The organism is Streptomyces sp. NPDC002680, from assembly GCF_042889145.1.
GTDB classification, from domain to species: domain Bacteria; phylum Actinomycetota; class Actinomycetes; order Streptomycetales; family Streptomycetaceae; genus Streptomyces; species Streptomyces adonidis.
Window position 1 is genome coordinate 199,296 of record NZ_JBIAQP010000021.1, and the last position, 25,281, is coordinate 224,576.

Below are 25,281 nucleotides of genomic sequence, written 5' to 3' on the forward strand. Positions count from 1 at the left end.
GTCAAGGCTGTCCGAACTGTGAGCGGTTCGTCTCATGTCGGTTGACGCCGAACCGGATGCCTGTTCCACTTGCCCCATGCATCCACAGCAGTGGCTGGTCAAACGCTCCCACATCGACTTTGGTCGAGTGTGGTCCTCCTCCTGTTGAGCTGACCCCCTGCACGCCCGCTCGCCCGGGCGCGTTTTCGCGTTCTCCCGCGCATCTCGCGCGTTTCACACCTCGCCCGCGCCTTCACACCCGCGCACACCCCTCCCCTCACGCGCCTCCCTTTTCCCGGTCCTCACCTCTCACCTCGCCACTTTCCCTCCGCTTCCCTCCGCCCGCCCAGGAGACCGCGAGCAACCAAACAGCAACAGATCCCGCCACCGGAGACCAAGGGCCGACCAACGACTGGCCAAGGACCGCCCAAGGGCTGACCGGGCGTCAGACCCCGCTCGGCGGCGACCGGGCCTCCACCGAAGCCATCTGAAGCTCCGTCAGGAATGCGGGCAGGACGCCCATTCACCCATACGTCCCAACGCTCACCCATACGCCACGAAGAATCATATTTCACTCTCAGTCAGCAGCCGCACACAGTAAGACCCTTGCGGCGCGGGGCCTCTCGACGAAATGGTTGTGCACCAGTACCGTCACGAAACCCCCGCGCGGCGTCTATTCACTTGGCGCGCCATCCGCATCATGGATGACGATAGGGATGCGGAAAGCAAGAAGGACCGCTGTGAGAGGAGGCGTCCATGGGATCGGTACGCAAGGCAAGCGCCTGGCTTGGCCTCGTCGACGACAACGATGACGAGCGTTACTACGACGACGACTACTCCGAGGGGACCGAGCAGCCCGGGGATGCCTGGGTGACGGACCCGCGGGTCAAGGTCGCCGGCGAGGTGGCCGAGGAGAAGGGCCGTCGCATCGGCACGGTCACCCCGGACAGCTTCCGGGACGCCCGCGCCATCGGCGAGCTCTTCCGGGACGGCGTCCCGGTCATCATGAACCTCACGGCCATGGAGCCCGCCGACGCCAAGCGCGTCGTCGACTTCGCGGCGGGCCTCATCTTCGGCCTGCGCGGCTCGATCGAGCGGGTCTCCAACCGCGTGTTCCTGCTGACCCCTTCCGACACGGAGATCGTCAGCGGAGAGGCCCAGCCGCACCGGGCGGACGGTTTCTTCAACCAGAGCTGAGCAAGGCCGCTCACCGGCCGCGCCGCCCGCTGTTCAGGTCAGCGGAAGGCGTCAAGTCCGGTGAGCGCCTTGCCCAGCACCAGTTGGTGCATCTCGACGGTGCCTTCGTACGTGAGCACCGACTCGAGGTTCGTCGCGTGCCGCATCACGGGGTATTCGAGCGAGATCCCGTTGGCGCCGAGGATCGTCCGGGCCGTACGACAGATGTCGATGGCCTCGCGTACGTTGTTCAGCTTGCCGAAGCTGACCTGCTCGGGACGCAGGCGGCCGGCGTCCATGCGCCGCCCCAGATGGTGGGCGAGCAGAATCCCCTTGTGCAGCTCGACCGCCATGTCGGCGAGCTTGGCCTGGGTCAGCTGGAACCCCCCGATGGGCCGCCCGAACTGCTCGCGCGTCTTCGCGTAGTCGACAGCGGCCTCGAAACAGGACCGGGCCGCCCCCATGGCGCCCCAGACGATCCCGTACCGGGCGTGGGAGAGACAGCTGAGGGGCCCGCGAAGCCCGGTGACACCGGGCAGCACGGCATCACCGGGCAACCGCACCTCATCCATCACCAGCTCACTGGTGACGGAGGCGCGCAGAGACCACTTGTGCTTGATCTCGGGCGCGGAGAACCCGGGGGCGTCGGTGGGCACGACGAACCCACGAATCCCGTCATCGGTCTGCGCCCACACGACGGCGACACCGGCGACGGACCCGTTGGTGATCCACATCTTCCGCCCGGAGAGCACCCAGTCACCACTGCCGCCATCCCGCTTGGCGTAGGTACGCATGCCGGCGGGGTCGGACCCATGGTCGGGCTCGGTGAGCCCGAAGCAGCCAATAACCTCCCCGGACGCCATCCGGGGCAACCAGTGCTGCTTCTGCTCCTCGCTCCCGAAGGCGTGGATGGCGTACATGGCGAGGGACCCCTGCACGGAGACAAGAGACCGAATCCCGGAGTCGGCGGCCTCCAGCTCCAGACAGGCGAGCCCGTACTGCACGGCGGAAGCCCCGGCGCACCCATACCCGTCGAGCGACATCCCCAGGGCACCGATACCCCCCAACTCCCGGGCAAGCCCCCTGATGTCCGGCAGCTCCCCGTCCTCGAACCACCCCCCGACATACGGCAGCACCCGATCCGCGGCCCAGGCCCGCACGGTGTCCCGGACCGCCAGATCCTCCGCGTCGAGCATGTCGTCGAGCCCGAGCGGGTCGGCGGGATCAAAAGGGGGCATCTTCGCAAACGCAGCCACAGGGAAGCCTCCGATAACTTTAACTAGCACCGCTAGTCACAACGCGCCCGACGCTACGACGAAGCATGCCGCACGTCCACGGGTGAGGGCGAGATCGGTCGCCGCCGACGGCCTTTCCCACCCGCCCACCCGTGCGGGCCAACCGAGACGCGGGCCTCTGCCGTAGGGGCGAAGGCCCATCGGCGACTGCGGGCCAGGCAGCGGTCCACCGAACCACCCGCAGCCGCCAACGGACCCCCACACCCCACGACAGAGCCCCACAACTGAACGGGCCGAACGGGCGGGCGGGAAAGGCTCTAACCGGCAGCCGCCAACGAACCTCAACCCCCACAGGAGACGCCCGCATCTCGAACGCCCCGCATGGGCGGGCGGGTGGGAAAGGTTCTGCCCCGCAGCCGCCGACGGGCATCCGCCCCCGCAGGAGACGCCCACGTCTCGATCGACCCGCACGGGCGGGCGGGTGGGCGAACACCCCGTTCACACCGACACGCGGCTCCCCGCAACCTCCCGAGGCCCAGGCACCGCAGCCAGCCCAGCGGCGCCGTCGCACTGCATGACCCGCGGCAACCGCAACGCCATCACCGCCCCCAGCACCAACAACCCCGCACTCACGAGCAACGTCACATGCAACCCGTGCACAAACGCATCCCGAGCCGCCGAACGAAGCGCCGCCCCGGGCGACCCTCCGAGCCGCCCGGCAACCTCGTACGCCTCGCCCAGCGAATGCCCCGCCGCAGCCGACGCCGACGCCGGAACCCCCGGCACCGACCCCACCCCGGGTGCGTACGCCGCGTTCATCACACTCCCGAGGAGCGCGATCCCGATCCCCGCGCCCAGCTGGTACGAGGTCTCACCGATCGCCGCCGCTCCACCCGCCTGCTCCGCCGGAGCCTCCGCCAGCATCGACTCGTACGCCCCGAAGAGTGTCGTCTCCAGCCCGAAGCCCAACAGCACGAACCCGGACAGCAGCAACCCCGGATTGTCCCGCCCGCCCATCGCCATCAGCAGCACGACCGCCGCCGCGGTGAGGCAGAACCCGGCACACACCATCGTCCGCGGCCCGAACCGCCGCAGCAGCCGCGCCCCCACCAGCCCGGCCGCCATGGCCGCCAGCGTCAGCGGCAGCAGCCGTAGCCCCGTCTCCAACGGGGAAAGCTTCAGCACAAGCTGCAAGTACTGCGCCGCGATCAGCTCCAGCCCGACCAGCGCGAGCATCGCCAGCACGATGCACCCGACGGACGTACTGAACGCCGGCCGGGCGAACATCCCCAGGTCCACCAGCGGATGCTTGCGCCGCCGCTGCCGCCGTACGAACACCACCAGCAGCAGGACACCCGCCACCAGCGGCACGACCGTGAGGAAGTTCCCAGCCCCCTCGCCACCGCCCAGCCGCTTCACGCCGAGCACGACACCGAACAGCCCGCCCGCCGCCGTCAGCGCGCCGACCACGTCCCATGGGCCGGTGTCCCGCTCGCCGCGCGACTCGGGCAGCAGCAGCCGGCCGACCGGAAGGCTGACCAGCATCAGGGGAATGTTGACGAGGAAGACCGAACCCCACCAGAAGTGCTCCAGCAGGAACCCGCCGAGCAGCGGCCCGACCGCCGCGCCCACCGCCGCCACCGCGCTCCAGACACCGATCGCCAGCGCCCGCTCGTGCCGGTCGGGGAAGACCTGCCGCAGGATCGAGAGCGTCGCGGGCATGATCATCGCGCCGCCGACACCCAGCAGCGCCCGCGCCAGGATCAGCACCTGGGCGCTGTCGGCGAGGGAGGCCAGACCGGAGGCGACGCCGAACAGCGCGTATCCGAGGAGCAGGATCCGCCGCCGGCCGACCCGGTCGCCCAGCGTGCCGAACAGGATCAGCAGCGAGGCGCAGACCAGCGGATAGATGTCGACGATCCAGAGCAGCTCTATCGCGCCGGGCCGGAGGTCCTCGCTGACTGCGGGTACCGCCACGTGCAGCACGGTCGCGTCGACCGCGACGAGCAGCAGGCTGGTGCAGAGGACGAGAAGGACGACCCAGCGGTTGGCTCCGGCACCGGCCCCGGCCGCCCGGCGGCGCAGCGCGACGGCAGCCCTGGTCGTCCCGGACATGTACGTACCTCCAAGGTTCCCTCGCGTTCGGCGGTCCGCGGGGTGGGGACTCCCCGGGGCTCCGGCTGAGGAGGAGCGGTGTCCTCAGTCCGCGCGGCGAATAGCGAGTGGTCCGACAGCGTACGCGAGTTCACAGCGGCGAAAAGTGGCGGACCTCTCAGACGCCCACGGAACCCGTGTGGTGTACACCACGCCCTCGGCGGGCCGCCCGCCTCCGCGCCCGCCCCTGTTCGATACGCCGTCGATAATCGACCGGTGACAGACCTCGGAACCCGCCCGCCCCCCGCGCTCCCGGCGCTGCCCACGCTCCGCCGAGCGGCGCCCGCCCTGCTCGGGTACGCGGCCGTCCGTGTGCTGGGTCTGGTCGCGCTGGCCGTGTGGAGCGCGGCGCGGGACAAGAGCGCGTACAAGCTGCTGACCGCCCGCTGGGACTCGGTCTGGTACACCCGGGTCGCCGAACTCGGCTACGGCTATGAGGTGCGTCTCCCCAACGGCGATGTGCACTCGAACCTCGCCTTCTTCCCGCTGCTCCCCTGGCTGGAACGGCTTCTGGCCTCGGTTACCCCGATGTCGTACGCCGACGCGGGCTTCACGGTGAGCGTCGTCGCCTCACTGGCCGCCGCGTGGGGCGTGTTCGCGGTCGCGGATCACGTCTACGGCCGCCGGGCCGGCGTCTGTGCCGTACTGCTGTGGGCGGTGCTGCCGGTCGGGATCGTCCAGTCGATGGCGTACAGCGAGTCACTGTTCACGGCGCTGGCCGCCTGGTCCCTGTACGCGGTCCTCACCGGCCGCTGGCTGACGGCGGGCACCCTGGCCCTGCTGGCGGGCCTGACCCGCCCGGTGGGCCTCGCGGTGGTCGCGGCGGTGTGGACGGCGGCCATCGCCTCCTGCCTCCAAGGCGTACGGAACCAAGGGGAGCCCGTATGGCGACGCGCCCTCGCCATGCTCATAGCGCCGCTCGGCGCCGCCGGATACGTCCTGTGGGTCGGCCACCGCACCGGCAAGGGCCCCCTGGGCTATCTGGACGTCCAGGCCGGCTGGCGCAACGGTTTCGACGGCGGCGCGGCCTTCGCCCGCTTCGTCGCCGACAAGTTCACGTCGTTCCCGTCGGCCCTGGCCGGGATCGGACTGATCGTCGGCGTGGGCCTGCTGATCTGGCTGTACGCCGTCTGCGTACGGCAGCGCCAGCCGCTGCCGCTGCTGGTGTACGCGGGTGTCGTCACCCTGCTGGCCCTGTGCGCGTCGAGCTACTTCGGCTCGAAACCACGTCTGTTGCTGCCCGCCTTCCCCCTTCTGCTGCCGCTCGCCCAGGCGCTGGCCCGGCTGCGTACGTCCAGGTCGGCGCTGGTGACGGGCGCGGTCGCGGTGGCCTCGGCGGTCTACGGGGCGTTCTGGCTGAACGGCTCCGGCCCGCCCTGACCACCGGGCGAATTCCGGACGACCACTCGGTGAACTAATTCGAAAGGGCCATAAAACAAGCTCTCCGCATGATCAATGGAAATGAAGGGAAGACGCGTCCCCCAATAGGGATTCTGCGGAATTAAACATCATCCTGAGAGGAATCCCACATCACATCGTCATTACAAAGCCGCAGATTGGGCGGAGAACAGCGCTCACTCGCTGTAACGTCGATTGAGTGAGTACCGAAGGAAACCTCGCCCGTCTGGACCGGGTGTTCGCGAGGCTGGACCGGGAACCGGAACGGCCGACCCACATCGATGTGCCGAAGATGAGCCGGCACAGGATCGCGCTCCTTGTCGCGACCCTGGCCTTCTATCTCGCCACCGTGTGGGCCGTAGTGATCACCTCATGGCTGGTCCGGCTCGACTGGCAGGTCATGTTCTTCCGGCCCTACCAGCAGTGGCCGGAGATCCACGCGTTCCTCGACTACTACGTGGTACTCGGCCAGCGCGGCCCCACCGCCGTGATGATCTCGGCCTGGCTGGGCTGGCGCGCCTGGCGTCAGCACACCCTGCGCCCGCTGCTCGTGTTCGGTGTCGCGCTGCTGCTGCTCAATGTCACCGTGGGTGCCGCCAAGATCGGCATGGGCCGGCTCGGACCGCACTACGCGACCACCATCGGGTCGAACGAAATGGGCATGGGCGGGGATATATTCCCCAGCGGTCACACCGCGAACGCCGTGGTGACCTGGGGAATCCTGGCCTATCTGGCCACCGGCCCGCTGGCCAGGCGCTGGCTGTCCGCCGGTTCGGCGCTGATGTCCCTCGGCGTCGGCCTCACCACGGTCTATCTCGGTACGCACTGGCTGAGCGATGTCGTCCTGGGCTGGGTCGCGGGTCTGCTGGTCCTGCTCGCACTGCCGTGGTTCGAGCCACTGATCCCCCGTACGGAGACCTGGATCCTGTCGCTGCGCGACCGCTGGCGCGCCCGCGGCAAGGGCACCAGCACGGCGCCCGTACCGGCCCGCGTCGGCACGCCCGCGCTGCTGGGGCCGCACGCGACCGCCGAGGAAGAGGCCACGGCCCGCGAGAACACCACCCCGGCGGCCCGCTCGTCCCGGACGCCCACCCATCCGGCCCATCCGCACGCGGCCCGTTCGGAGCGCACCCCGATCACGCCGACCGGCAGCCGTCGCCCGCCGCACGCGGACCGCGCCCCACGCGGCACCGGCGCCCCCTCGACCCGCCCGCTGCCCGGCAACGGCTGAGCCGCAGGGGCGCACCGGCGGGTCTCAGCCCTTCCAGCAGCGCTTCACCCTGCCGTCGGCGACCTCGAAGTTGAGCCGTCCCGACCGGTACTCCATGGTGATGATCGCCCCGGGCGGCAGCGACCGCACCGCGGACCAGCCGCGCTCCCGGGCGAGCCGCTCTGCACGCGTCGAGTCGAGGCCGACATAGGTGTCCGGATTGTCCTGGGGTTCTTCGGGCCTGGGAATCGATGCCATGCCCGTCACCGTAGGCGCCCGGCGGCGGCCGGGGAAAGCCCGGCCGCCGACACCCCGCATCTCCCGGTACGACTCCGGTCACGCTTCTGTCACAAGATCACGACACTTGTTTCGAGCGATAATCATCACGCATGGCTAATTCGCCACCCCTCCGAGAGCCCCCGATAAACCCCGTTAAACCCCGCCCGAGAACGCCGGAAGGACGACTCGGAGGCGGCGAATTGCGCCACCCATCTCCACCCCGGCGCCTTACGCGCTTCCTACACTCGCCATACATGGTGATGCCACGCGTCCCGGTCGCCCTCCGGACGACAGAGCACATAAAACACCCACGACTTCCCCACAGAACCCCCGCACCGAAGCTTCAGGACACCGCCCCGGATCCCCTCTCGGTAACCGTCGACCGCGCCACCGCGCGGGACAGCCGGTCCCGGGCGGTCCTGATCACGTCGACGAGTTCCTCGGGCTCCAGCACCTCGAAATCGAAGCCCGTCAGCATGATGTGGACGACCATCACATCGAGGCTCGCGGCCCCGGTGCGCAGCACACAGGCCTCTTCCCCGTCTGCCTCCAGCGTCCCGGCCGAGGGCGAGATCCGCTCGGCGGCCTCCGCGAGGGGCACCAGCAGCCGGACAACGGCGTGCGAGGCGTACGCGCGCGTGGACACCCCTTTGGAGACATAGGCGGCGAGATCGTCGGCAGGGGGCGTACGAGGGGCGAAGCGCGGTCCGTGCGGCGGCTTCGGCGTGATGCGGTCCACGCGGAAGGTCCGCCAGTCGGCTCGGTCGACGTCCCAGGCGACGAGATACCAGCGCCGCTCGGTGCACACCAGCCGGTGCGGTTCGACGGTACGGCGGGAGACGGCCCCTTCGTGTGCCCGGTACTCGAAGCGCAGCCGTTCCGTGTCTCGGCAGAGGTGGGCGAGTTCGGTGAGGACGGCCGGGTCGACGGCGGTGGGCTGCGGCCCGCGCAGCATCGGCACCGTGAAGGCGTTCAGCGCCCCGACCCGCCGGCGGAGCCGGTCGGGCAGCACCTGTTCAAGTTTGGCCAGTGCCCGTACGGAGGTCTCGCCGATGCCCTCGATGCCCTGCCCGGCGGCGGTCCGCAGCCCCACGGCCACCGCGACCGCCTCGTCGTCGTCCAGCAGCAGCGGCGGCAGCTCGGCGCCCGCGCCCAACTGGTAGCCACCGCCCGTGCCGGGGCTCGCGTTGACCGGATACCCCAGCTCGCGCAGCCGGTCGACATCCCGGCGCACGGTCCTCGGGGTGACCCCGAGCCGGTCGGCCAGATCGGCGCCCGACCACTCGCGGTGAGCCTGGAGCAGCGAGAGCAGACGCAGCAGTCGTGCCGAGGTCTCCAACATGGTCGAAGTCTGTATCAAGGGCGGTACGGCAGTTGCGGCACGTCGAAGCAGTCGCTGTTCATGTCCCCTTGCGAGACCCACCCCTTGCCGTCCCGCCATCGGGCGACCGAGAGACATGTCCGGCGCGTCCTGGGCGGTTCGGCGAGCCGCTCGAACCGCACCGGAATCAGCAGACCATCGGCCGTGTACCCCTCACTGCGGTTCATGAAGTCGTCGACGCACGCGCGCGTGATGCCCGTTCCGGCACACGACCTCGCCGCGTCCGTGAACCACCTCGCCGCCGCCCAGCCCTCCAACTGCCACTGGGAACGCGTCTTCAGTCCCTTGGTGGCGTCCCGGAACTCCCGTACGGCCGCCTGTCCCGTGTCCTCGTAGTTGCGGCTCGCCCCGGTCGCCCACAGGGCGTTGCGGCACCGCGGGGAGTCCTTGTAGTCCTCGGGGACGGTGGAGGTCCAGTTCTGTACGTTCGTCACCTTGGCGGTGACCTTCGCGCCCACCTCGTCCATCGCCTCGCACAGCTGGGCGTTGCCGTGGGTGTCGAGGGCGTCGAAGACGACGTCGGCGCCCTGTTCCTTCAGGTCGGCCGCCGCCGCGCGGAAGTTGGGCAGCGCGAAGTCGACCTCCTCGGTGACCACGTCGTACCCCTCGGCTTTGAGACCCCGGGCGACCAGCCGGGCGTACGCGGCGGAGGCGGCCTGGTTGTACGAGACGACGGCGGCCGTACGGGCGCCCTGCTCGCGCGCGAAGTACCGGTAGACCTCCGTGCCCCCGTACAGAGCCCCGCCCCAGCCCGGAGTGCCGTTCCGGGGCGCGAGGCTGCCGTAGATGCCGTACAGGTGCGGGTAGGTGTCGTAGGCGGCGCCGATGGGCTGGCCGCCGATGTCGGGCACGCGCGCGCGGGAGACGAGGCCGGCGCCCGCGTAGTCGAGGGCGGTGGTGGCGACCAGGGCGACGACCTTGTCCTCGTCGATCAGTTTGTGCACGCACTCGTTGTTGCCGACGCCGCTGCCGCCGTCGTCGCACAGCCGGACCTCCACCGGACGGCCGTCGATGCCCCCGCGCGCGTTGAGCCGCTCGAACCAGGCCTTCGCCCCGTCGCGGGGGCCGGTGAAGGCGGTGGCCCCGACCGGGCTGGTGGCGCTGGCGATGATGCCGACGCGAATGGGCGCCGTACCGGCCGGCGGTGTCGTCGAGGTACCGCGGTGCTCGAAGTCGCTCTCCGGGAGGCGGCTGCCGCAGGCCGCGCTCAGGAGGAGCAGCAGCCCCAGGGCGGCCGACTCAACACCCCGGAGCCGTCGACGCATTGCCGCTCAGCCCGACCAGCGCGCAGAGCGTGCTGACGGTGACCTTCCAGGTGCCGTCCTGTTCGACTGCGGTGCCGGAGGCGTTGGGCAGGGCCGTGGCGCCCTCCAGGAGGAGCGCGTAGTCCACGTTCGCCGCGGTGGGCGAGGTGAACTCGACCTTGTCGACCTTCGCCTCGACCTGTCCGCCCCGCTGGTCGCCACTGAAGGCCTGAAGCAGCAGACCCAGCTTGTCGCCGTTCTCCAGGACCGCCTGCTTGTCCTTCAGGGAGACGGCCGGGTCGAAGAACTTCACCCAGTTCTGCCGGATCTCCTTCTCGGCCGCGACGGGATCGGCCGGACCGTCGCCGATCGGCTCCGCGGACGTCTCGGTCGGTTCCGCCGTGTCCGTCGGTTCCGTGGACACGGACGGGGTGGACGTCGTCGAGTCACCGCCTCCACCGTCGTCGTCGCTGCACGCCGCGAGGGCCGGGCCGAGGAAGAGCACCAGGGCGGCCGCGATCGCCGTGCCCCGCCGTGCGTTCCCCCGCCTGAGGTCGCTCCCGAGAACCATCTGGCTCACCACCGGGTGTCGGTCCGGGCCAGGCGTGCCCGGTGCTTTCAGGGTCAGCTGACAGCGGGCATAGTGCAAGCCATTGGCGGGCTTGGACGGACACAGCCAGGACACACGACGTGTGGGAGCCAAGGATGCAGACAGCTCGATCGGCTCGACCGCGGACCGTGCGTCCCGTCCTCTGGACGGGCTGGGCCGCGCTGGCGGCGGGCGCGGTGCTGTGCGTGCTCGGCTGGTACGGCGTCTCGGGCGAGCGCTTCGCCGAGCGACAGCTGCCGTACCTCGCGTCCTGCACGGTCCCCGGGGCCGCCCTGATCGTCGCGGGCGCCGTTCTCCTCGCCAACAGCCGGGACGCGCTCGCCGCGGCCCGCGTGGAGGAGCTGTACGGCCTCCTGGTGGCCGCGGAGCCCGCCGAGGCCACCGGGGAGCCGGTCACCGCTCCCGTGGCCGTCAGCGGCCGTCTGCTGATGGTTCCGGGCGGCACCCTGTGGCACCGCGCGGACTGCCCGCTGGTCGCCGGGAAGCCGGAGGCGGTACCGGTGGACGGCAAGCTCCTGGCGACCGGTGAACTCGCCCCCTGTCCGATCTGCGAGCCGGACTCGGCGGACGACTGACCGATGGCGTCCCTGACGTACGACCTCACCCTCGCGGGCCTGTCCGTCGGCAGCGCGGCGGCGCTCACCGGGATCGGCCTGATCGTCACGTACCGCGCGACCGGTGTGCTCAACTTCGCGCACGGCGCGATCGCGATGGTGTGCGCGTACGCGCTGCGACAGAGCACGGTCGAGTGGGGCTGGCCCCTGTGGCTCGGTGCCCTGGTGACGCTGTTCGTCCTGGCCCCGGCGATCGGCATGGCCCTGGAGCGGTTCGTGTTCCGGCCGCTCGCGGTCCTGGGCGGCGACCCGGCGCAGACCCTGGTCGCGTCGATCGGCGTGTTCGTGCTGTTGGTGGGCGGGGCCGTGCTGGTGTGGGGCCCCGGGGCGCGGGCGGACGCGCCCGAGCTGGTGTCGGCGGATCCATGGGGGCAGTTGACGGTGGCCCTGGTGCTGGCCGTCGCCGTGGGCGCGGTCACGCGGTGGACGCGGTTCGGGCGGGAACTGCGGGCAGTGGTCGACGACCGGCAACTGGCGGTGCTGAACGGCGTCGACGCGGACCGGGTGGCCGCGGCGGGCTGGGCGTTCGGCTCGTTCACCGCGGGCCTGACGGGCGTACTGCTGGCCCCGTACGTCCGCCTCGACCCGTACGGCATGCCGCTGCTGGTGATGGAGGTGGTGGCCGTCGCGGTCGCGGCCCGGATGCGCTCGCTCCCGGTGGCGGTACTGATCGCCCTGGGCATCGGGGTCGCCCAGAGCCAGCTGACGCGCCTTCACCCGTCGGGCTGGGCCCAGCCGCTGCTCCAGGCGGTCGCCACCAACCTCTTCGTGGTCGCGCTGCTGGTCGCGGCCCTGGTCCTGCCCGGCATCGGCACACGCGACGCGCTCCCGCGCGCGGCGACGGCCCGCGTACCCACCCCGCCGGGCGCGTGGATCGTGGCGGCGGTGCTGTTCCTGCTCCCCCTGGGCTTCGCGGGCTCCGACCTGCATACGTCGGTCCAGGTGCCGGCGCTGGGCGTGGTGCTGCTGTCCCTGGTGGTGGTGACCGGCCGCGGCGGCCAGATCTCGCTGGGGCAGGCGGCGTACGCGGGCCTGGGCGCCCTCTTCACGGCCCTGCTGGCGGCCGGCCGCTTCCCCGGCCTGCCCCGGCTCCCCGAACTGGCCGCGCTGGCCGTGGCGGTGCTCCTGGTGGCTCCCCTGGGCCTGCTGACGGGCTGGCCGGCGATCGGCCGCCACGGTCTGGCCCTCGCGCTGGCCACGTTCGCGGTGGGCGTCGGGGTGAGCCGCTTCGTCTTCGCCCAGCCGTACGCCACCTCGGGCCTGACCGTGAACCGCCCGGCAGGCTTCGAGGGCGACCGCGCGTACTACGTCCTGGAACTGGCGCTGCTGGCGGTCGCGTTGCTGGCCACCCGCTTCCTGCGGACGGGCCGCACGGGCCGGGCCCTGGCCGCGATGCGGGACCACGAACAGGGCGCGTCGGCGTCAGGGGTCCGGGTCCCGTCCCTGAAACTGCTGGCCTTCGTCACGGGCGCCGCCCTGGCCGCCCTGGGCGGCGCCCTGCTCACAATGGGCCTGCGCGCCTTCGACCCCGGCGCGTTCGACCCCGTACGCGGGCTGCTGTGGTTCGCCGCGGTGGTCGTCCTGGGCGCCGACAGCACCCTGGGCGCGCTGACGGCGGCGGCACTGCTGGTGGGCCTGGACGCGGGGGCACGGGGTGGCATGGCGGCGGCCCTGATCGGCGTCCTGGCGGCCCTGGTGGGCCGCTTCCCGGGCGGCCCGTACGAGGCTCTGCGCGCGGCGACGGTACGGCTGCGGCCGGGCCAGGGGGTGCGGCTGACGCCTCTGGGGGTTGCGGTGCGGGGGCGGCTGAGGGCCGCGGGGCTTGGGCGATCGGGAGGTGCGGGGCAGGGGCAGCTGGAGACGTCACGGCACGGACGGCTGGAGACGGCAGCGCACGATCAGCCGGAAGCTGCGCGGCACGGACACCTGGAGGGCGCACCGCACGGACGGCCGGAGGCAGCGCGGCACGGGCAGTTGGAAGCGGCAGCGCACGAACCGCCAGAGGCCGCCCCGCGCGGACAACCAGAGGGCTCGCCTCACCGACAGCCGCAAGCGACGCGGCACGGACAGCTGGAAGCGGCAGCGCACGCACAACCAGAGGCGACACCACTCGAACAGCCGGAGGGCACCCCGTGCGGACGGCCGGAGACGACAGCGCACGAACAGCCAGAGGCAGCGCAGCACGGACAGCCGGAAGGCGCACCGCACGGACAGCCGGAAGGCGCACCGCACGGACAGCCGGAAGGCGCACCGCACGGACAGCCAGAGGCAGCGCGACACGGACAGCCAGAGGCAGCGCGACACGGACAACCAGAGGGCACCCCGCACGGACAACCGCAGGCGACACCACACGGACAGCAGCAGGCCGCCCCGCAGGGACGGCTAGTGAGCGAGGGTGCGCGGCCGACCGCCGGCCCGGCCGCTCCCGGTCTCCCGGTCGCCCCGACCGCTGCCCCGCCTCGGGCCCCCGCCGCTCCCAGGAGCTCCTCCCCCGCACCCTTCCTCCGCGCCCGTGGCCTCCACGTCCGCTACGACGGCTTCACGGCGCTCGACGGGGTGGATCTGGACATCCGGCCAGGACGGGTCACCGCGGTCGTCGGGCCCAACGGGGCCGGGAAGAGCACCCTGTTCCACTGTCTCGCCGGAACCGTGCGTCCCACGCGCGGGAAGGTGCTTTACGGGACGCGGAACATCACCCGGCTCTCCGCTCATGCCCGGACCCGGCTCGGTGTCGCGCGGACCTTCCAGCAACTGGCCGTCTTCCCGTCGTTGACGGTCGCCGAGAACGTCCACGTGGGCGCCGAACAGGGACACGTCACCGACCCGGCGGCGGCAGAGCGGGCGTTGCGGCTGCTCGGGCTCCACGGACTGGTACGTTCGCTGCCCGCCGCCGACCTGCCCACGGGCACCCTGCGCCGCGTCGAACTGGCCCGCGCACTCGCCGGAAGCCCGCGCGTCCTGCTCCTCGACGAACCCGCCGCCGGTCTCGACACCGCCGAGATCACCGCGCTGACCCGCGTGCTGCGCGCCCTCGCCGCCGACGGCACCGCCCTGCTCGTCGTCGAGCACGACCTCGACCTGGTCGCCGACCTGGCCGACGAGGTCCACGTCCTGACGGCGGGCCGGATCGTCGCGTCCGGGCCGCCCGACCAGGTCCTCACCACCCTGGAAGCGACGGTGGGCCGATGACCACCCTCGCCCTGCGGCACGCGCGCGTGCGCTACGGCCCGTTGGAGGCCCTGCACGGCGTCTCCCTCACCGCCCCCGGTCCGGGCCTCACCGTCCTGCTGGGCCGCAACGGCTCCGGCCGTACGACCGTCCTGCGCGCCCTCGCCGGAGCGGTACCGCTGTCCGGAGGCGCGGTGGTGTGGGACGGCGTCGACGTGACCCGGATGCCGGCGTACGAACGGGCCCGGCGCGGACTGTGCCTGGTGCCGGAGCGGCAAGCCGTGTTCGGGTCGCTGACGGTCCGGGAGAACCTGGAGCTGACGGCCGCCGATCCCGCCCCCGCGCTCGACGCCTACCCGCAGCTGAAGCCCCTGCTGTCGCGCCTCGCGGGCACCCTCTCCGGCGGCGAGCAGCGCATGCTCGCGCTCTCCCGCGCCCTGCTGGCACGCACGCGCGTGGTGCTCGTCGACGAGCCCGCGCAGGGCATGTCACCGGCGGTCGCGGCCCACACGTACGGGCTGCTGGGCGCGCTGGACGCCTGTGTGATCGTCGCCGAGCAGCGGTTGCCGCCCGCCCTGCACGGCCGCCGGGCCCTGGTGTACGAACTCCGCCGGGGCGCGGTCGTGTTCGGCGGGGAGGCCGCCGAACTCGCCGACCCGCCCAGGTGACGCCGGTGCCCCATCCGGTCCGGACCGGATGGGGCACCGTGCCCGACTCAGGGGGAGCGGCTCAGATGTCGAGCCTCTGTCCGGGCACGATCAGGTCGGGATTGCCGCCGATGACGGCCTTGTTGGCGGCGTACAGGTGCTGCCAGGTGGTCGTGTACCGGGCGGCGATGCCGCTCAGGGTGTCGCCCGCGCGGACGGTGTAGTCACCGTCACCACGGGACGAGCTGCGACCGGTGTGGGCAGGCGCGCGCTCGGGCGCCTGCGACGGGACCTTGGACGCGGCGGACTCGCCGGAACCGGTCACCTTCTTGATCGACTTCTTCGTCGACTTGGTGCCGGCCGAACCGGAGCCCGAGTCGGAGCCCGATGCGGCGGGAGCGCTCCCGGAGGCTCCGGCGCGCGCCGAACAGGTTGGCCACGCGCCCCAGCCCTGGGCGTTCTGGACCTTGGTGGCGACGGAGATCTGCTGGGACTTGGAGGCCCCGTCGGCGGTGGCCGCGTAGGCCGTACCGCCGTAGGCACGCCAGGTGCTCGCGGAGAACTGGAGTCCTCCGTAGTAGCCGTTGCCGGTGTTGATGTGCCAGTTGCCGCCACTCTCGCACTGGGCGATGCGGTCCCACACCCCGCTGTCCGCTGCCGCGGCGTTGCCGGTCGCGGCCAGCAGTCCAAGAGGGGCGAGCAGGGCCGCCCCGGCGAGGACCGCCGTCTTGCGCGACTTGCGGGTGTAACTATCGGCACATTCGGACATGTAGATCCCTCTCTACGGACCCGGACTCCCCCTGACCGGAACGCGTCGGCCGCGCGGTGACGCGGTCGGCACACTCCGCCCCGTCCGTCGGCGGTGGTGCTGCGCGATGTCTGGTTCTGCGCGGCCGGCGGACGTACCCGAGCGGTGCAAGGTGCACACGGCGGAGGAATCTATGGACCCTGACGAGGCGTTATCAACCAACTCCCCGTTCCCCCAGGCCAGTTCAGGGTTACCGAAGGTATCGGCGAATTCCGGCCACCCACTTCATTCGCGCATTTCATGATTTGTCGACCAGCTACTCGGACAAACTGTGAGTCAGTTCACCAAACCAACTTCCGTAACCTGTCCGTTACTTGACATGGAGTGCTCGATTCCGCACCCAACGTGACCGTGTGCATGGGATGGTTCGATTCCGTTCGCCGTGCAGCGTGACTCCCGCCACAGATCGCCCGTTGTCATCTTCATGAGCCCGGACTGTCCGGGCCCACCGGCCGGGGGCGACCCGGCCCCGCCACGTACCGCATCCCGAGGGAGCCACCCGTGCCGCGCATGCTCGATGTCAGCGACGAGGTCCGCGCCGAGATCGGCGACGAAGAAGCCGACCGGCTGCTCGCCGGCGACAACGCCCCGGGCAGTTACGACTGCACGTCCTGCCGCACGCCGGGCGACTCCGCCCAGGAGCGCACCAGCACCGTCCTCTTCATCGGGGACGAGACCGCCGTCCTCGCCTTCGCCCACGCGGGCTGCCTGCCCTCGCAGGTCGTCCAGGTCACCGAGGAGCAGCTCCAGGGCGCGGTCCGCTCCATCAACGCCGACGAGGAGGCCCCGACGCCCCCGCCCGAGCAGGCCGTACTGGGGGTCACCAGCGGACTCGTCCTGATCGAGGGCGAGTTGCACCCCGCCCTGGTCGTCGAACCGACCGCCCCGATCGTCCGCCCCGGCACGACCGGCGCCGGCGACGACTTCCTGCCGCTCCTCATCGAGCAGGGCTTCATGCCGCTGACCGAGCTGACGGAGGTGCCGCCCGTGCTGCACGGCTGGTCGGTGCTGCTCGCGGCGGGGCAGCTGCACGCCGTGCTCCAGCCTGGGCCGAACGGGGGCTCCGCGGTGGCCTGGTGGCAGGCGCACCAGCCGCTCCAGGTCACGGAGAGCTGGCGGGCCGCCGCGAACAAGCATCAGCAGGTGCTGATGTTCGCGGCGCCGGTGGGGTCCATTGGGCGCCAGCCCCGGGAGGATCTGCTGCGGGACGCGTTGGACAAGGCGGCGGGGGTCGGCAAGTTGGTTGCCAGTGCGTTGCCGCTTGCGGGGACGTGAACGCGGTTGCCTTCGGCGGGGGCGGAAGCGCTGTCGGGGGTGGGGGTTCGGTGGTTTGGCGGCTTGCGGCTGAGTGTGGCTTGTCGCGCAGTTCCCCGCGCCCCTGCAGGGGCGCTCCGCGCGCCCTGCAAAGTCCGGGCGGCGGCCGCATCTGTTGGAGGGCGGGGTCGTTTGGACGTATGTGCACACCTTCGACGCTCCCCGCCGCCAGTCCTACTCCAGCGGCCCATCGGCGACGCCGATCTACGACGCGCTCTACGCCGAGTACGGCAAGTCCTTCCGGTCGCGGCCCGGTGACCGCAGTGGTGAGGAGGAGCTGAACTTCGCGGCCTTCGGGAGCAGTCCGAACAGCCATGCCTCGTACGGCGGCTCGCTCGGGTCGGGTTCGTACAGCGCCTACAGCGCGGGGGCGTTCAGCGCGCGCACCGGCGGGGGCCAGCCGTCCGTGTGGCAGCGGGTCGGTCAACTCGACGCACAGCAGGGGCAGACTCAGACGGCGACAGCGACAGCGACCGCCGTGTGGCAGACGGGCGCGCGGCAGCAGCACTACACCGGGATGACCCACATCCCGGCGGCACTGCCACCGGGCCCGCGCCGGGGCCTGTGAGCACCACCACCTGCACGTGACTGAGGGCGGCTCCGGATCGGAGCCGCCCTCAGTCACGTAACACGTACTGCTGCTACCTCTACTTCTTCTTGCCGCGCTTCTCGCGCACCCGCACCGAGATGTGGATCGGGGTGCCGTCGAAGCCGAACTCCTCGCGCAGCCGGCGCTCGATGAAGCGGCGGTAGCCGGCCTCGATGAAGCCGGAGGCGAAGAGCACGAACCGCGGCGGCTTGGTGCCCGCCTGGGTGCCGAACAGGATGCGCGGCTGCTTGCCGCCGCGGACCGGGTGCGGGTGGGCGGCGACCAGTTCGCCGAGGAAGGCGTTCAGCCGGCCCGTCGGGACCCGGGTCTCCCAGCCCGCGAGGGCCGCCTCGATCGCGGGGACCAGCTTCTCCATGTGGCGGCCGGTGCGCGCCGAGACGTTGACGCGGGGCGCCCACGCCACCTGGGCCAGCTCGGTCTCGATCTCCCGCTCCAGGTAGTAGCGGCGCTCCTCGTCGAGCGTGTCCCACTTGTTGTACGCGAGGACGATCGCCCGGCCCGCCTCGACGGCCATGGTGACGATCCGCTGGTCCTGGATGGAGATGTTCTCGGAGCCGTCGATCAGGATGACCGCGACCTCGGCCTTCTCCACGGCGGCGGCCGTACGCAGCGAGGCGTAGTAGTCGGCGCCCTGCTGGAGGTGGACCCGCTTGCGGATGCCCGCCGTGTCGACGAACTTCCAGGTGACACCGCCGAGTTCGATCAGCTCGTCGACCGGGTCACGGGTCGTGCCCGCGATCTCGTTGACGACGACCCGCTCCTGGCCCGCCACCTTGTTCAGCAGCGAGGACTTGCCGACGTTCGGGCGGCCGATGAGGGCGATGCGGCGCGGGCCGCCGACCCCGGCGCCGAAGGTCTGCGCGGGTGCCTCGGGCAGCGCCTCCAGGACGGCGTCCAGCATGTCGCCGGTGCCACGGCCGTGCAGCGAGGAGACGGGGTGCGGCTCGCCGAGCCCGAGGGCCCAGAGGGACGTGGCGTCGGCCTCGCCGCTCGGTCCGTCGACCTTGTTGGCGCACAGGACGACGGGCTTGCCGGCCTTGCGCAGCAGCCGGACGACGGCCTCGTCGGTGTCGGTGGCGCCGACCTTGGCGTCGACGACGAAGACGACCGCGTCGGACGCCTCGATGGCGTACTCGGCCTGGGCGGCCACGGAGGCGTCGATGCCGAGGACGTCCTGCTCCCAGCCGCCGGTGTCGACGATCTTGAAGCGCCGCCCGGCCCACTCGGCCTCGTAGGTCACGCGGTCGCGGGTGACACCGGGCTTGTCCTCGACGACGGCCTCGCGGCGCCCGATGATGCGGTTGACGAGCGTCGACTTGCCGACGTTCGGCCGTCCGACGACGGCGAGGACGGGCAGTGGCCCGTGTCCCGCCGCGTCGATCGCGCCCTCGACATCCTCGATGTCGAAGCCCTCCACCGCGGCGAGCTCCATGAACTCCGCGTACTCGGCATCGCCAAGCTCTCCGTGCTCGTACTCTCCCGAGCTCTCGGAGGGAATGTGGTCGTTCATGAAGTGCGTACCTCGTTCATCGTGGTGATCGGTGAAACCCCCGATTGTCGGGTGATCCACTACTGAAACTACTGAAACCGCTCAAACTACTGAAACTGCTCAAGTACTCAAGTGTCGCTCAGCGCTCAGCGGGGCGCCCGGCGTTTTCCTGCCGGCCGGTGAGCCGTCTGGCGTTGTCCAGGTGCGCGGTGAGGTGCTTCTGGATGCGTACGGTCGCCTCGTCCAGCGCCGCGCGCGTACGCCGTCCGCTGCCGTCGCCCGCCTCGAACGGGTCACCGAAGACCACGTCGACACGGCTGCGCAGCGGAGGCAGCGCCTTTATCAACCGTCCGCGCCGGTCGGTACTTCCCAGAACGGCCACCGGAACGATGGGCGCGCCGCTGCGCACGGCGAAGTAGGCGAGCCCGGAGCGCAGCGAGGCGAAGTCGCCGTCGCCGCGGCTGCCCTCGGGGAAGATCCCGAGCACCCCGCCGTTCGCCAGCACACCCAGGGCCCGACTGATCGCCGTACGGTCGGCCGTCGAGCGGTCCACCTCCAGCTGGCCGGTGGCGCGCATGAAGGTGGCGATCGGGCCGATGAACGCCTCCTTCTTGACCAGGAAGTGCGAGGCCCGGGGTGCCACGCCGATGACCATCGGCCCGTCGATGTTGTGGGAGTGATTGACGGCGAGGATCACCGGCCCGGTCGCGGGCACCTTCCAGGAGCCCAGGACACGCGGCCTCCAAAGCCCGTACATCAGGCCGACGCCGATACGCCGCCCGACCTCGGCACCGCGCTCCGACGGAATGTTCGACGGGTCGCTCACTTCGCGTCCCGCTTCTCCTCGACAAGGGTGACGACGCACTCGATGACCTGCTGAAGGGTCAGCTCGGAGGTGTCGACCTCCACGGCGTCGTCCGCCTTGGCGAGCGGTGAGGTCTTGCGGCTGGAGTCGGCCGCGTCCCGCTTCAGCAGCGCCTCGCGGGTGCTGTCGACGTCGGCGCCCTTCAGCTCGGCGCTGCGACGGGCGGCACGCGCCTCCGGGGACGCGGTGAGGAAGATCTTCAGATCGGCGTCGGGCAGCACGGTCGTCCCGATGTCCCGCCCCTCGACGACGATCCCCGCCACGGCGGACGCGGCGATGGACCGCTGCAGCTCGGTGATCTGGGCCCGCACCTCGGGCACGGCGCTCACCGCGCTGACCTTGGAGGTGACCTCCTGAGTACGGATCGGACCGCCGACGTCGGTGCCGTCCACGGTGATCGTCGGGTTCTCCGGGTCCGTACCGGAGACGATCTCCGGCTTGCCCGCCACGGCGGCGATCGCGGAGGGGTCCGTGATGTCGATCCCGTTGTTCACCATCCACCAGGTGATCGCCCGGTACTGGGCCCCGGTGTCCAGGTAGCTGAGCCCGAGCTGCGCGGCAACAGCCTTGGACGTGCTCGACTTGCCTGTGCCGGAGGGCCCGTCAATGGCGACAATCACTGCGGCGCGATCCACTGTGGAGGCACCTTTCCTGGTCCGGGGTGGTGGGGTGGGGGCGGTTGGTGCCCCGGACAAGGTTACTGGGTGCGGGTCACTCGTCCGGCCGCACGCCCTTCAGCCCGTACGGTGCCTCTTCAACGCCGGCCCGGACATTCCCAGCCCGTCCGGCGTTTGAGGACGAGGCCCCTTCAGGGCCGATCGGGGGTCTGGGGGCGGAGCCCCCAGCAACGGCGGCCCACCCCCTACTGCCGAATAGCCCACCCTCGCTCCCGCAGCGACGCCGACAACACAGGCGCAGCCTTCGGCTCCACCATCAACTGCACAAGCCCCGCCTGCTGCCCCGTCGCATGCTCGATCCGCACATCCTCGATATTGACCCCCGCCTGCCCCGCATCGGCGAAGATCCGAGCCAGCTGCCCGGGCTGGTCGTCGATCAGCACGGCAACCACCTCGTAGGCCCGCGGAGCGGACCCGTGCTTGCCCGGCACCCGCACCTGCCCCGCGTTCCCGCGCCGCAGCACGTCCTCGACCCCGGTCACGCCCGCGCGGCGCTTCGACTCGTCGGAGGACTGGAGGGAGCGCAGGGCCTGGACGGTCTCCTCCAGGTCGGCGGCGACGTCCGTGAGGAGATCGGCGACCGGCCCGGGGTTGGCGGAGAGGATGTCGATCCACATGCCGGGGTCGGACGCGGCGATCCGGGTCACGTCCCGGATGCCCTGCCCGCACAGCCGTACGGCGGCCTCCTCCGCGTTCTCCAGCCGCGCGGCGACCATGCTGGAGACCAGGTGGGGCATGTGGGAGACGAGAGCCACGGCCCGGTCGTGGGCGTCCGCGTCCATCACGACGGGAACCGCACGACAGTGCGAGACCAGCTCCAGAGCGAGGTTGAGAACCTCGGTGTCCGTGTCGCGGGTCGGCGTCAGCACCCAGGGGCGGCCCTCGAAGAGATCGCCGGTCGCGGCCAGCGGGCCCGACTTCTCGCGGCCCGACATGGGGTGCGAGCCGATGTACGCGGACAGGTCGAGGCCCAGCGCCTCCAGCTCGCGGCGCGGTCCACCCTTGACGCTGGCCACGTCGAGGTAGCCGCGCGCGACACCCCGGCGCATCGCGTCGGCGAGGGCACCGGCGACGTGCGCGGGCGGCGCGGCGACGATCGCGAGGTCGACCGGGCCCTCCGGCGGCTCGTCCGTACCGGCGCCCAGGGCGGCTGCCGTACGGGCCTGCTCGGGGTCGTGGTCGGCGAGGTGGACGACGACGCCGCGCGAGACGAGGGCGAGCGCGGCGGACGTACCGATGAGGCCGGTGCCGATGACGAGTGCGGTTCTCACTGGGCGATGTCCTTGCGCAGGGCCGCCGCGGCACCGAGGTAGACGTGCGCGACGTCGGCGCGGGGCAGGTCGGACTCGATGTGGGCGAGGATCCGGACGACGCGCGGCATCGCGCCCTCGATGTCCAGTTCCTGGGCGCAGATCAGCGGTACGTCGACGATGCCGAGCTTGCGGGCCGCGGCGGCCGGGAAGTCGCTGTGCAGGTCGGGCGTGGCCGTGAACCAGACGCTGATCAGGTCGTCCGCGGTGAGGCTGTTGCGCTCCAGGACCGCGGTGAGCAGCTCGCTGACCCGCTCGTCCATGTGCCCGGCCTCGTCCCGATCCAGTTGGACGGCGCCCCGGACCGCTCGTACCGCCACGGTGATGCTCCTTGCTGATGTACGTATTCGAAGCTGATGCACGTATTCGGATCCACGTATCGGCTCTTGGCGCATCCAGCCTAGTCAGCCCGCGCGCGGCGGACGTTCGGCGCCCGCCCCCTGAGACGCGCGGCACAACGCGCACGGGGCCCTGCCAATGTCACCCGATTCGCCCCAATCCGCGAGTTGGCGTGCGAACACGCCCACGCGCTCTGGACGCGGGGGCGCGGGTCCGCTCTCATGGCAGGAAGCTCGCCTCGGGGGAGGCCCGATGAAGCGCACCGGACCGCTTTTCACACTGCTCGCGGGACTGTTGTTGGCCCTGTTCATGCTGTCGCTCAACGCGACGACAGGGACGAAGCCCGCGTCCACGTCCCAGGCGGACACACCCGCAGACAAGGTGTCACCGTCCCCGGCACCGACGAAGACGAAGGCGTCCCCATCGCCGACCCCGTCCCCGTCACCCACCAGGAACCCCGTACCGAACGCCGACTACGCGGGCCGTACGGACGACGACTCCTCCGCGGTGTCGGTCTCGCTGCGCGACGGCAGGGCGATCGCGTACTTCTGCGACGGCCACGACAAGGAGTCGTGGCTGAAGGGCGATGTCGAGGCCGACGGTTCCATGAAGCTCACCGGCAAGGGCGGCTCCGTACTGAACGGCACCCTCAAGGGCAAGAGCATCCGCGGCACGGTCGACATCGAGGGCGGGCACTACGCCTTCACCGCCGACAAGGCGGTCAAACCGTCCGGGCTCTACCGGGCGACCGCGACCGTGCGGAACGCAGAGATCGACGGCGGCTGGATCGTGCTGTCCACCGGGGACCAGGTCGGCATCGTCAACCGCAACGGCAAGCCCTCCCCCGCGCCCCGGATCGACCCGGAGACCGGCGCGGTGACGATCGACGGCGAGCGGCTGACGGCCCGCCCGGTCACCCCGTGAAGCACCGCCTCAAGCCACCAGGGACAGGTACAGGGACAGGGAGCCGAACATGACCGTGGACCCGAACGCCGCCACCCAGAGCTTCCCGCCGCGCCCGCCTGCCCCCGGCGGCCCGAGCGCGGCCCGCTATCTCGTCCCGGCACTCGTCGCCGCAGCCGTGGCGCTGGCCCTGGGCGTGTACGGCAAGGTCCACGACCCGGAGGGCACCGCCTTCAACCTGGCCGGGTTCAGCAGCACGGGCGCGGTGAAGTCCTGGCTCGCGACGGCGGCCTTCGGCTTCGCGCTCGTCCAGGTCGTGTCGGCGGCCATGGTGTACGGGAAGCTGCCGGGCCCGAGCTGGTCGGGAACGCTGCACCGCTGGTCGGGCCGGATCGCGTTCCTGACAGCGGTCCCGGTGGCGGTGCACTGTCTGTACGCTTTCGGATATCAAACATACGATTCACGTGTGATGTGGCACTCCCTCCTGGGTTGCTTCTTCTTCGGTGCTTTCAGTGCAAAGATGCTGCTGCTTCGCTGGGATCGACTGCCCGGCTGGCTGCTGCCGGTCGTCGGCGGACTGGTCTTCACCGTCCTGACGATCGTCTGGCTCACTTCCGCCCTATGGTTCTTCCGCACTTTCGGAGTGACGACATGACGCAAGGCCCGACGCGACGCACGGTCCTCCTCGCGACAGGCGCGGCGGCGCTCACGGCGGGATGCAGCGAGTACGGCGACGAATCATCGTCCTCCGACGAGACCTCCGCCGGGACCCCTGGCCAGGAGCTGACCACGACGGCCGACATCCCGGTCGGCGGCGGCAAGATCTTCAAGGACGAGCAGGTCGTGGTGACCCAGCCGAAGGACGGCGAGTTCAAGGCGTTCACCTCGATCTGTACGCATCAGAAGTGCCCGGTGGCGAACGTCTCGGACGGCACGATCAACTGCACCTGCCACGGCAGCAAGTTCAGCATCACGGACGGCTCGGTGGCCAACCCCCCGGCGACGCAGCCGCTGGCCGAGAAGAAGATCACGGTCACGGGAAATTCGATCCGCCTGGCATGAGCTCCGCGCGTACGCTCCCGGAATGCGCCCGCATTCCGCCCCCGAAGCCCTCGAAGCACCCGAGACCCCTGCGGCCTCCGAAGCCCTCGTACGCGACCACACGATCTACGCCTGTGTGATGGGCTCGCGCGCCTTCGGCCTGGCGACGGACGGCAGCGACACGGACCGGCGCGGAGTGTTCCTCGCGCCCACTCCCCTGTTCTGGCGCTTCGAGAAGCCGCCCACGCATGTGGAGGGCCCCGCGGAGGAGCAGTTCAGCTGGGAGCTGGAACGCTTCTGCACACTGGCTCTGCGCGCCAACCCGAACATCCTGGAGTGCCTCCACTCCCCGCTCGTCGAGTACGCCGACGACACCGGCCGCGAACTCCTGGCCCTGCGCGGGGCGTTCCTCTCCCGCCAGGCGCACGAGACGTTCGCGCGCTACGCACTCGGCCAGCACAAGAAGCTGGAGGCGGACGTCCGCATCCACGGCGCCCCGCGCTGGAAGCACGCGATGCACCTGCTGCGCCTCCTGACGAGCTGCCGCGACCTGCTGCGCGCGGGCACGCTGACGATCGACGTCGGCGACGAGCGCGAGCGGCTGCTGGAGGTGAAGCGGGGCGAGGTGCCGTGGCCGGAGATCGAGTCCCGGATGACCCGCCTGGCGGCGGAGGCGGAACAGGCGTCCCACCACAGCCCGCTCCCGGAGGAACCGGACCGACGACGAGTGGAGGGCTTCCTGGTCCGCACGCGCCGCGCATCGGCCCTGGGGCAATCCAGCCCGTCCGGCGCCTGAGGACGAGGCCGTTCAGACCGAAGGGGGCCTGGGG

At 71.1% G+C, this 25,281-nt stretch carries 24 protein-coding genes; 12 read left to right on the forward strand and 12 right to left on the reverse strand.

The genetic code is table 11. The features are described 5' to 3' along the window. The first annotated feature begins 735 nt into the window (after nt 1–735). Nucleotides 736–1,176: a cell division protein SepF gene (locus ACFYXF_RS41990; RefSeq protein WP_389357744.1), complete on the forward strand. Its 441-nt coding sequence runs from the start codon at nt 736–738 to the stop codon at nt 1,174–1,176. A 38-nt stretch (nt 1,177–1,214) separates the two neighbouring features. On the opposite strand, the gene ACFYXF_RS41995 is transcribed toward ACFYXF_RS41990, so the two are convergent. Next, complete coding sequence (locus ACFYXF_RS41995) at nt 1,215–2,411, reverse strand: acyl-CoA dehydrogenase family protein (RefSeq protein WP_389357746.1); 1,197 nt, start codon at nt 2,409–2,411, stop codon at nt 1,215–1,217. A gap of 477 nt (nt 2,412–2,888) precedes the next feature. After that, nucleotides 2,889–4,505, reverse strand: coding sequence for an MFS transporter (locus ACFYXF_RS42000; RefSeq protein ID WP_389357748.1), 1,617 nt, complete (start codon nt 4,503–4,505; stop codon nt 2,889–2,891). Between the two features lie 255 nt (nt 4,506–4,760). On the opposite strand from ACFYXF_RS42000, the gene ACFYXF_RS42005 reads away from it, so the two are divergent. Next, a complete protein-coding gene (locus ACFYXF_RS42005; RefSeq protein ID WP_389357750.1) occupies nt 4,761–5,924 on the forward strand; it encodes a mannosyltransferase family protein in 1,164 nt (387 codons plus the stop codon). A gap of 217 nt (nt 5,925–6,141) precedes the next feature. Further along, nucleotides 6,142–7,173 carry a phosphatase PAP2 family protein gene (locus ACFYXF_RS42010; RefSeq protein WP_389357752.1) on the forward strand — a complete coding sequence of 344 codons (1,032 nt, stop codon included), beginning with the start codon at nt 6,142–6,144 and terminating at the stop codon, nt 7,171–7,173. A 24-nt stretch (nt 7,174–7,197) separates the two neighbouring features. Here the strand turns inward: ACFYXF_RS42010 and ACFYXF_RS42015 are convergent, their stop codons facing one another. The 4 genes from ACFYXF_RS42015 to ACFYXF_RS42030 form a co-directional block, all read right to left on the reverse strand. Further along, a complete protein-coding gene (locus ACFYXF_RS42015) occupies nt 7,198–7,410 on the reverse strand; it encodes an I78 family peptidase inhibitor (RefSeq protein ID WP_369032914.1) in 213 nt (70 codons plus the stop codon). Nucleotides 7,411–7,774: 364 nt separating this feature from the next. Further along, a complete protein-coding gene (locus ACFYXF_RS42020) occupies nt 7,775–8,773 on the reverse strand; it encodes a helix-turn-helix transcriptional regulator (protein WP_389357754.1) in 999 nt (332 codons plus the stop codon). Nucleotides 8,774–8,787: 14 nt separating this feature from the next. Next, the gene (locus ACFYXF_RS42025; protein WP_389357756.1) at nt 8,788–10,077 is read right to left on the reverse strand and encodes an ABC transporter substrate-binding protein; all 1,290 of its coding nucleotides are present in this window, start codon (nt 10,075–10,077) and stop codon (nt 8,788–8,790) included. Beyond that, complete coding sequence (locus ACFYXF_RS42030) at nt 10,052–10,627, reverse strand: hypothetical protein (RefSeq protein ID WP_389357758.1); 576 nt, start codon at nt 10,625–10,627, stop codon at nt 10,052–10,054. The genes ACFYXF_RS42025 and ACFYXF_RS42030 overlap by 26 nt, the downstream gene beginning before the upstream one ends. A gap of 134 nt (nt 10,628–10,761) precedes the next feature. Between ACFYXF_RS42030 and ACFYXF_RS42035 the strand changes: the two genes are divergently transcribed. From ACFYXF_RS42035 to ACFYXF_RS42045, 3 genes are read left to right on the forward strand one after another with little or no spacing between them, the layout of a single operon-like run. Continuing rightward, complete coding sequence (locus ACFYXF_RS42035) at nt 10,762–11,241, forward strand: hypothetical protein (protein ID WP_389357760.1); 480 nt, start codon at nt 10,762–10,764, stop codon at nt 11,239–11,241. Between the two features lie 3 nt (nt 11,242–11,244). Continuing rightward, the gene (locus ACFYXF_RS42040; RefSeq protein ID WP_389357762.1) at nt 11,245–14,469 is read left to right on the forward strand and encodes an ATP-binding cassette domain-containing protein; all 3,225 of its coding nucleotides are present in this window, start codon (nt 11,245–11,247) and stop codon (nt 14,467–14,469) included. Further along, nucleotides 14,466–15,116 carry an ABC transporter ATP-binding protein gene (locus ACFYXF_RS42045; RefSeq protein WP_389357764.1) on the forward strand — a complete coding sequence of 217 codons (651 nt, stop codon included), beginning with the start codon at nt 14,466–14,468 and terminating at the stop codon, nt 15,114–15,116. The genes ACFYXF_RS42040 and ACFYXF_RS42045 overlap by 4 nt, the downstream gene beginning before the upstream one ends. Before the next feature lie 61 nt (nt 15,117–15,177). On the opposite strand, the gene ACFYXF_RS42050 is transcribed toward ACFYXF_RS42045, so the two are convergent. Further along, a complete protein-coding gene (locus ACFYXF_RS42050) occupies nt 15,178–15,864 on the reverse strand; it encodes a transglycosylase family protein (RefSeq protein ID WP_389357766.1) in 687 nt (228 codons plus the stop codon). Nucleotides 15,865–16,404: 540 nt separating this feature from the next. On the opposite strand from ACFYXF_RS42050, the gene ACFYXF_RS42055 reads away from it, so the two are divergent. Next, nucleotides 16,405–17,178, forward strand: coding sequence for a hypothetical protein (locus ACFYXF_RS42055; protein ID WP_389357768.1), 774 nt, complete (start codon nt 16,405–16,407; stop codon nt 17,176–17,178). A 181-nt stretch (nt 17,179–17,359) separates the two neighbouring features. Then, a complete protein-coding gene (locus ACFYXF_RS42060; protein WP_389357770.1) occupies nt 17,360–17,785 on the forward strand; it encodes a hypothetical protein in 426 nt (141 codons plus the stop codon). Nucleotides 17,786–17,864: 79 nt separating this feature from the next. Here the strand turns inward: ACFYXF_RS42060 and der are convergent, their stop codons facing one another. From der to aroH, 5 genes are all read right to left on the reverse strand, one after another. Then, nucleotides 17,865–19,337 (reverse strand): ribosome biogenesis GTPase Der, encoded by a 1,473-nt coding sequence (gene der / locus ACFYXF_RS42065; protein ID WP_389357772.1) that lies wholly within the window; start codon nt 19,335–19,337, stop codon nt 17,865–17,867. Nucleotides 19,338–19,455: 118 nt separating this feature from the next. Then, complete coding sequence (locus ACFYXF_RS42070; protein ID WP_389357774.1) at nt 19,456–20,181, reverse strand: lysophospholipid acyltransferase family protein; 726 nt, start codon at nt 20,179–20,181, stop codon at nt 19,456–19,458. Then, on the reverse strand, nt 20,139–20,816 hold the full coding sequence (gene cmk / locus ACFYXF_RS42075) for a (d)CMP kinase (protein WP_389357776.1): 678 nt from the start codon (nt 20,814–20,816) through the stop codon (nt 20,139–20,141). Before cmk ends, ACFYXF_RS42070 begins: the two co-directional genes overlap by 43 nt. 227 nt (nt 20,817–21,043) lie before the next feature. After that, nucleotides 21,044–22,129: a prephenate dehydrogenase gene (locus tag ACFYXF_RS42080; RefSeq protein WP_389357778.1), complete on the reverse strand. Its 1,086-nt coding sequence runs from the start codon at nt 22,127–22,129 to the stop codon at nt 21,044–21,046. Beyond that, the gene (gene aroH, locus ACFYXF_RS42085; RefSeq protein ID WP_389357780.1) at nt 22,126–22,488 is read right to left on the reverse strand and encodes a chorismate mutase; all 363 of its coding nucleotides are present in this window, start codon (nt 22,486–22,488) and stop codon (nt 22,126–22,128) included. Before aroH ends, ACFYXF_RS42080 begins: the two co-directional genes overlap by 4 nt. Before the next feature lie 271 nt (nt 22,489–22,759). On the opposite strand from aroH, the gene ACFYXF_RS42090 reads away from it, so the two are divergent. Genes ACFYXF_RS42090 through ACFYXF_RS42105 form a run of 4 tightly spaced genes read left to right on the forward strand, consistent with a single transcriptional unit; the run spans nt 22,760 to nt 25,247 of the window. Then, a complete protein-coding gene (locus ACFYXF_RS42090) occupies nt 22,760–23,431 on the forward strand; it encodes a hypothetical protein (protein ID WP_389357782.1) in 672 nt (223 codons plus the stop codon). Nucleotides 23,432–23,480: 49 nt separating this feature from the next. Next, nucleotides 23,481–24,065: a DUF6529 family protein gene (locus tag ACFYXF_RS42095; protein WP_389357784.1), complete on the forward strand. Its 585-nt coding sequence runs from the start codon at nt 23,481–23,483 to the stop codon at nt 24,063–24,065. Further along, nucleotides 24,062–24,472 (forward strand): Rieske (2Fe-2S) protein, encoded by a 411-nt coding sequence (locus ACFYXF_RS42100; RefSeq protein WP_369032931.1) that lies wholly within the window; start codon nt 24,062–24,064, stop codon nt 24,470–24,472. Before ACFYXF_RS42095 ends, ACFYXF_RS42100 begins: the two co-directional genes overlap by 4 nt. Before the next feature lie 22 nt (nt 24,473–24,494). Then, nucleotides 24,495–25,247: a DNA polymerase beta superfamily protein gene (locus tag ACFYXF_RS42105; RefSeq protein ID WP_389357787.1), complete on the forward strand. Its 753-nt coding sequence runs from the start codon at nt 24,495–24,497 to the stop codon at nt 25,245–25,247. Nucleotides 25,248–25,281 lie beyond the last annotated feature (34 nt).